The following is a 6,112-nucleotide window of genomic DNA, read 5'->3' as shown; positions in this document are numbered from 1 at the left end:
TTACTCACCCGTGCGCCGCTCTACTCATAGACCGAAGTCTACTTTCTCGCACGACTTGCATGTGTTAAGCACGTCGCCAGCGTTCAATCTGAGCCAGGATCAAACTCTCCAGTTTGAAATCCTTGTCTGCTGAAACCCATCCGGCCTAAACCAGAAGGGTATGGCTAATTCAGAAATTACCCGACTCGCTATTTAATTGTCAAAGATCTTGCTCCGCGCTTTTGGTCGCGGGGAAGAGATAGTTACTTCCTCCGCTTCGCGGCGTCAACGACTTTTTTACTTTTCGTCGACCTTTCCGCTCGAGCTGTTCTCGCTGCGGGAGGGGCTAACTAGCGCTTCGCCACCTCGGGGTCAACTACTTTTTCAATCTTCGTCGACTTTCTTTTTCGCCCCGGGTTTCCCCGTGGCGGAGGGGGTAACTACTGTTTCGCCGCCTCAGGGTCAACAACTTTTTCATCGCTGCTGTCCCTTTCTTTCCCACTCCGGGTTGCCCCGGAATTTGGAGGCGCTCGTCAGAGCTTCCGCCTCGCACTCAAGATCAATTGTGAAAGATCTCAACTGGTTCCGCCGTTCCAGGAACATGTTCCCGTCAGGCAGAAGGAGGCTTTTATGGAGGTAGGCCGAAAAGGTCAACCCTTTTTAACGAAAACCACAAACTTTTTGTTCGAAGCCGCCTCGGCACTAGTAACGGCTGGAAGCGGCTAGAACTCCAAGTGCTTGTACGTCCTGGGGAAAGAGATGACGTCGCGGATATTGGTGACACCCGTGGCCAGCATCACCAGGCGCTCGAAGCCCAAGCCGAACCCGGCGTGGGGAGCCGTGCCGAAGCGGCGGGTGTCCAGATACCACTGGTAGCACTCCATATCCAGGTTAAGCTCGGCTATGCGAGCTTCCAGGCGGTCCAGGCGCTCTTCACGCGCGCTGCCGCCCACGATCTCGCCTATGCGGGGCACCAGCACGTCCATGGCGCCCACGGTTCGGCCGTCCTCGTTCTGGCGCATGTAGAAGGCTTTGATGTCCTTGGGGTAGTCATACATGATGACCGGCTTCTTGAAGTGTTCCTCGGCCAGGTAGCGCTCGTGCTCGGTCTGGATGTCCTTTCCGAAGGCCGCCTCGTACTCGAACTTCTTGACGGCCTTGCCCAGGATCTCCACCGCCTCCGTATACGATATGCGCTCAAAGGGCTCGCTCACCAGCTTCTCCAGGGTTCCCATGAGCGAAGTATCCACCCATTTGGCGAACAGTTCCAGGTCCCCCGCCCTGCGCTCCATGACGTTTCGGATGCAGTACTTGAGGAGGTCCTCGGCCAGGTCCATGTTGTCCTCAAGGGTGACAAAGGCCATCTCCGGCTCAACCATCCAGAACTCGGCCGCATGGCGGGCGGTATCCGACGGCTCGGCCCTGAAGGTGGGGCCGAAGGTGTACACGTCGCCAAGCGCCAGGGCGAAGGGTTCCGCGGAAAGCTGTCCGGACACGGTAAGGAAGGCGTCCTTGCCGAAGAAGTCCGCCTTGGCCCCTTCCGGCCCAAGGGGTTGGCCCGGATTAAGGGTGGTCACCCTGAGCATCTCCCCTGCGCCCTCGCAGTCGGAGCCGGTGATGATGGGCGTCTGCAGGTAGAAGAAGCCGCGATCCTGGAAATACCTGTGGATGGACAGGGCCAGCTCCGAGCGGATGCGGAACATCGCCCCGAACTTGTTGGTGCGCGGACGCAGGTGTGCTATGGCGCGAAGGAATTCATCGGAATGGCGCTTCTTCTGCAGGGGGAAGGTCTCCTGGTCAGCCGCTCCTATCAGCTCCACCGAGGAAGCCTTGATTTCCCAGGCCTGGCCTTTGCCCGGCGAGGCGATCAGGGCGCCCTCGATGGCCACCGAAGCGCCGGTACCGATGTCCTTTAAGATGCCGTACCCTTGGGCGGAGCTGTCCACCACGGCCTGTATGTTGGCCAGGCAGGAGCCGTCGTTGATCTCCAGAAAGGAGAAATCCTTGGCATCGCGGCGCGTACGCACCCATCCCTTGACCACAACCTGCTCCCTGGGCCCGGAAGCCGAGAGCAGTTCGGTAATTTTGCTGCGTTTCATGGTTCAAGTTTAGCCGGGCCGCGTTTTCACGGCAAGCCTTGTCTGCTTGGGGTTCGTGGGTTAGGAGGGGTGCGCGCCATATTATATTGTAAGGAAGACCAATGGGATTTTTCTCCAAGATATCGTCCTGGCTGGGCGGCAAGCCCTCGGCACAAGCCCCTGAAGCAGAGACCCAAGCCGTTCAGGAAGCTGCAGACGGAGCGCCGGAGAGCCTTTCGGAAGGCCCTGCCGAAGCGCCGGATTCCAGCGTTGTTGAAAGCTCTGCCCCGCACCTGGTCAACGAGGACTGGCAGAAGGACCTCACCCTGGCCCTGCGCCAGGCCGAACCCAAGCTGTCCGTTTGGCTCGGCATCGTTCTGAAGGACGTGAAAGCGGCCGGGCCGGAACTCTGGCAGCGCCTGCACTTTCTCTTCCTGTGCCTGGAAGCCCCGAAGGCCGAGGCCGACGAGTTCATCACCCAGTTCGAAAAGTGGCTTTCCAACATGGGATACCAGGAGGTCGAGGAGTTCCGCTCCGAGCTTCAGTACCGCCTGGCCCTGGCCCTGGACCTGGAGGACGAGGAGGACGAGCGTTCCCGCCTCTTCCTCAAGCTTTCCGAAGGGCTGGCCAAGACCCGCGAGCAGATCGCGGCCCGCATCGACGGTCTGCTCACCTCGCACAGCAAGATGGACGACGACTTCTGGGAGGAGCTTGAGGAAATCCTCATCATGGCCGACGTGGGTTTCGAACCGGCCGGCAAGCTCCTGGCCCAGCTGAAAAACCGCGCCCGCAAGGCAGGCGTGACCGACCCGGCCGGGTTCAAGGACATCCTGCGCGAGGAACTGGCCCAGATATTCCGCGCTCCAAAGACCATCAAGGCCGTCAATCCGCCCGAGGTGGTGATGATGGTGGGCGTCAACGGCGTGGGCAAGACCACATCCATCGCCAAGCTGGCCTACCGGGCCCAGATGCAGGGCCGCAAGGTGCTCATTGCGGCTGGCGACACCTTCCGGGCCGCGGCCATCGAACAGCTTGAGATTTGGGCCAAGCGCGTGGGCGCCGGGTTCTTCACCAAAGGAGAAGGTTCGGACCCGGCCGCAGTGGCCTTCGAGGCCATGGAGCGCTGTCTGGCCGAGGGCTACGATCTGATGCTCTTGGATACGGCCGGCCGGCTGCACACCAAGACGAACCTCATGGAAGAGCTCAAGAAGATCGAGCGGGTTCTGGGCAAGAAGCACCCCGGAGCGCCCCACCGCACCATCCTGGTGGTGGACGCCACCACGGGCCAGAACGCCCTGTCCCAGACCAAGCTCTTCAACGAGGCCGTGGGCGTGGACGAGATCGTGCTCACCAAGCTCGACGGCACAGCCAAGGGCGGCGTGGTGGTGGGCATTGCCCTGGAGCACGCCATCCCCATCACTTTCGTGGGACTCGGAGAGAAGATGGAAGACATGAGGCCGTTTTCGGGAGAGGACTTCGCAAAGGCTCTGCTTGTGTAAGAGTTAAGAATGGGGGAAACCTTTTGTGAACAAAAGGCTGACTCGCGCCGTTCTGGCGCTCGTCCTGCGGGCGCTCTGCGCGCGTCCAATTCCTCTATCCTGAGGAATTGTCTACCCCTATGCCCCCTTCCAAAAAACTTTAATTATTCCAATGAATATCCCGAATAAAAAACAAGCCATAGACCTTCTGGAGCAGTACCAGGGAGCCAAGCCGGACCGTATGGCCCACTCCATGGCCGTGGCCGAGCTGGCCGTGACCCTGGCCGAGGCCCTGAACGCGAAGGGTCTGGGGCTGGATCTGCCACTCATCGAGGCGTCGGCCATCCTGCACGACATCAGCAAAGGCCAACCCGACCACGACCGGGCCGGAGGGGAATTGCTGCGCTCGCTGGGGTATTCGCGCATCGCCGCCATTGTTGAGGTGCATACCCGCCTTGGTGGCCACAACCCTACACCTGACGAACCTCTCCACGAGGCCGAAGTGGTCTACATGGCCGACAAGAGCTACCGCCGCACCAATCGGGTGAGCATCGAGGAGCGCTATGGCATCTGGCGCAACACGTGGAAGGACAACCCGGAGCGGCTGGAAAGCCTCACCAGGGGCGAGAACCGGGCCAAGGCCGTGCGGGCCAGGATCGAAAAGGCGCTGGGGAAGGCTCTGAGCGAGATTTGAATCCTCCCCTGGAGCGATCTGCGGGCCAAGTTTCGAATGCCCTCTGTTCTTGCTCTCTCTGTTCCGACGTTCTCTCCGTTCCGCCGGGTGATGGCTTCCGGGAACTCCATCAGTGCCACACGGCACTTCCCCACGTATCGTTTCCTCTTGCAAGTAACGTTTCTTCTTTGCTACCAGTAGGATAGCCATGAACACTGCCGACCTCCTACGCTATACCCCCCTGGCCACGGCCAACCGCCTGCGCATCATCGTGTCGGTATTGGCCAAACACGGTTTCGAGGAACTCTTGGAACGCTTGGGGCTGCGCCGCCGCTTCCTCTTCTGGCGAAAACAGCGGGCCGCGCCCCCGGTTCTCCCGCTCTGGAAGCGAATCAAGATCATCATGGAGGAGCTGGGCCCCACTGCGGTCAAGATCGGCCAGATCCTCTCCATGCGCCCGGACATGATTCCGGCCGAGCTGTGCGACGAGCTCAAGACCCTGCAGGAGAACCTGCCTCCCGCACCTTACCCGGTGATCCAATCAGCCATAGAAACGGCCTTCGGCCGCCCGCTGGAGGAACTCTTCACCAACTTCGAGCGCGTGCCCGTGGCCACGGCCTCGATCTCGCAGGTGCACAGGGCCCGCCGGGCCGACAACGGCTGTCTGGTTGCCGTGAAGGTCCGCCTGCCGGACGTATCCGACACCATGGCCGCGGACCTGGACATCCTGGAATACTTCGCGGAGCTTCTTCAGGAACGCGCCGCCTCGGTGCGCCCTTTCAAGCCGGTGGACGTGGTGCGGGAGCTTGAGAAGAACGTGCGCCGCGAACTCGACTTCACCAACGAAGCCGTGAACATGCTCGCCTTCAATGACATGTTCCGGGAAAACGATCGCATTTTCGCACCAGGCGTGCATGCCGACATGGTTCGCCCGGACGTATTGGTCATGGACTTCATCGAAGGTGAACGCCTTGACGAATTCATGGGCACAAGCCAGGAACGCGCCGAACTGGCCGGATTGGGCCTTGAATCCGCCCTGCGCCAGATCATGGAGGAAGGGTTCTTCCATGGGGACCCTCACCTGGGCAATCTGCGCATCGTGGGCAAGAGCAGGCTTTGCTACCTGGATTTCGGCATGTGCGGCCGCCTGGCACCGGCCCTGCGTTCCGCCCTGGTGGACTGCGTGATCGCCATGGCTGGGTCCGACCCCGCCAAACTGGCCCGCGTGGCCGAGGGGATGTCCTACTCCGTGCCGCCCGATCTGGACGTGCTGACCTTGGAATCGGACCTCATGTTCGTGATACAGAAGTTCCGCACACCCGTGGGCGGCGGCTTTCTGGGCAGCCAGTTGCTGGCGGTGACCAACATCTGCCGGGAACACGGGCTTTCGCCCAGGCCGGACTTCATTCTGGTGGCCAGGGCGATGCTGGCCACGGAAGCCGCCCTGAAAACGCTCCATCCCGCCCTGGAGCCAGCAGCGAATCTGGCCGAACTGGCCAAGGCATACACCATGCGCCGGTTGATTCCCGGATTGTCCGACCGATCCTTGTGGGCGGAACTGGAGGAAACAGCCAGACTGATGGCCGGATTCCCGCGCAAGATCGATTCCGTGCTGCGCAAACTCGGTGCCGGACAATTAAGCGTTGAACTCAAGCAGCACGATTTTGGAAAGATGCCGGCCACCTTCCGGCTGGTGGGCAACCGCCTGGGCGGAGCGCTGGTCACGGCCGCCTTGGCCGTGAGTTCCGCAGTGGTCTTCAATTCTGGCTTTGGCCCCCTCTTGTGGGGCATGCCAGTCATCGGGCTGGCTGGCTTCTCCCTGGCGGGCCTGCTCGGTATTTTTTTGACCTTCAAGATGTTTCGCGACACCTGAGATAGGGGCCGGACAGGTCCGTTCTCTCCTG

General features: G+C 60.9%; 4 protein-coding genes and 1 rRNA gene. 3 read left to right on the top strand and 2 right to left on the bottom strand.

Annotated elements, in window-relative coordinates:
* Positions 1–115 (bottom strand): 16S ribosomal RNA (locus HY795_02905); the annotation flags it as partial.
* A gap of 586 nt (positions 116–701) precedes the next feature.
* Complete coding sequence (gene asnS / locus HY795_02900; protein ID MBI4804162.1) at positions 702–2,078, bottom strand: asparagine--tRNA ligase; 1,377 nt, start codon at positions 2,076–2,078, stop codon at positions 702–704.
* A gap of 101 nt (positions 2,079–2,179) precedes the next feature.
* On the opposite strand from asnS, the gene ftsY reads away from it, so the two are divergent.
* The 3 genes from ftsY to HY795_02885 all read left to right on the top strand — a co-directional run bounded on the left by ftsY (position 2,180) and on the right by HY795_02885 (position 6,081).
* Positions 2,180–3,556 (top strand): signal recognition particle-docking protein FtsY, encoded by a 1,377-nt coding sequence (gene ftsY / locus HY795_02895; protein MBI4804161.1) that lies wholly within the window; start codon positions 2,180–2,182, stop codon positions 3,554–3,556.
* 151 nt (positions 3,557–3,707) lie between these two features.
* Positions 3,708–4,229 (top strand): HD domain-containing protein, encoded by a 522-nt coding sequence (locus HY795_02890; GenBank protein ID MBI4804160.1) that lies wholly within the window; start codon positions 3,708–3,710, stop codon positions 4,227–4,229.
* 187 nt (positions 4,230–4,416) lie between these two features.
* Positions 4,417–6,081 (top strand): AarF/ABC1/UbiB kinase family protein, encoded by a 1,665-nt coding sequence (locus HY795_02885; GenBank protein ID MBI4804159.1) that lies wholly within the window; start codon positions 4,417–4,419, stop codon positions 6,079–6,081.
* The last annotated feature ends 31 nt before the right edge of the window (positions 6,082–6,112 follow it).

It is taken from the genome of Desulfovibrio sp. (genome assembly GCA_016208105.1).
GTDB lineage: Bacteria > Desulfobacterota > Desulfovibrionia > Desulfovibrionales > Desulfovibrionaceae > Fundidesulfovibrio.
The sequence above is the reverse complement of the archived record's forward strand: the minus strand, read 5'-3'. Positions and strand labels throughout refer to the sequence as shown.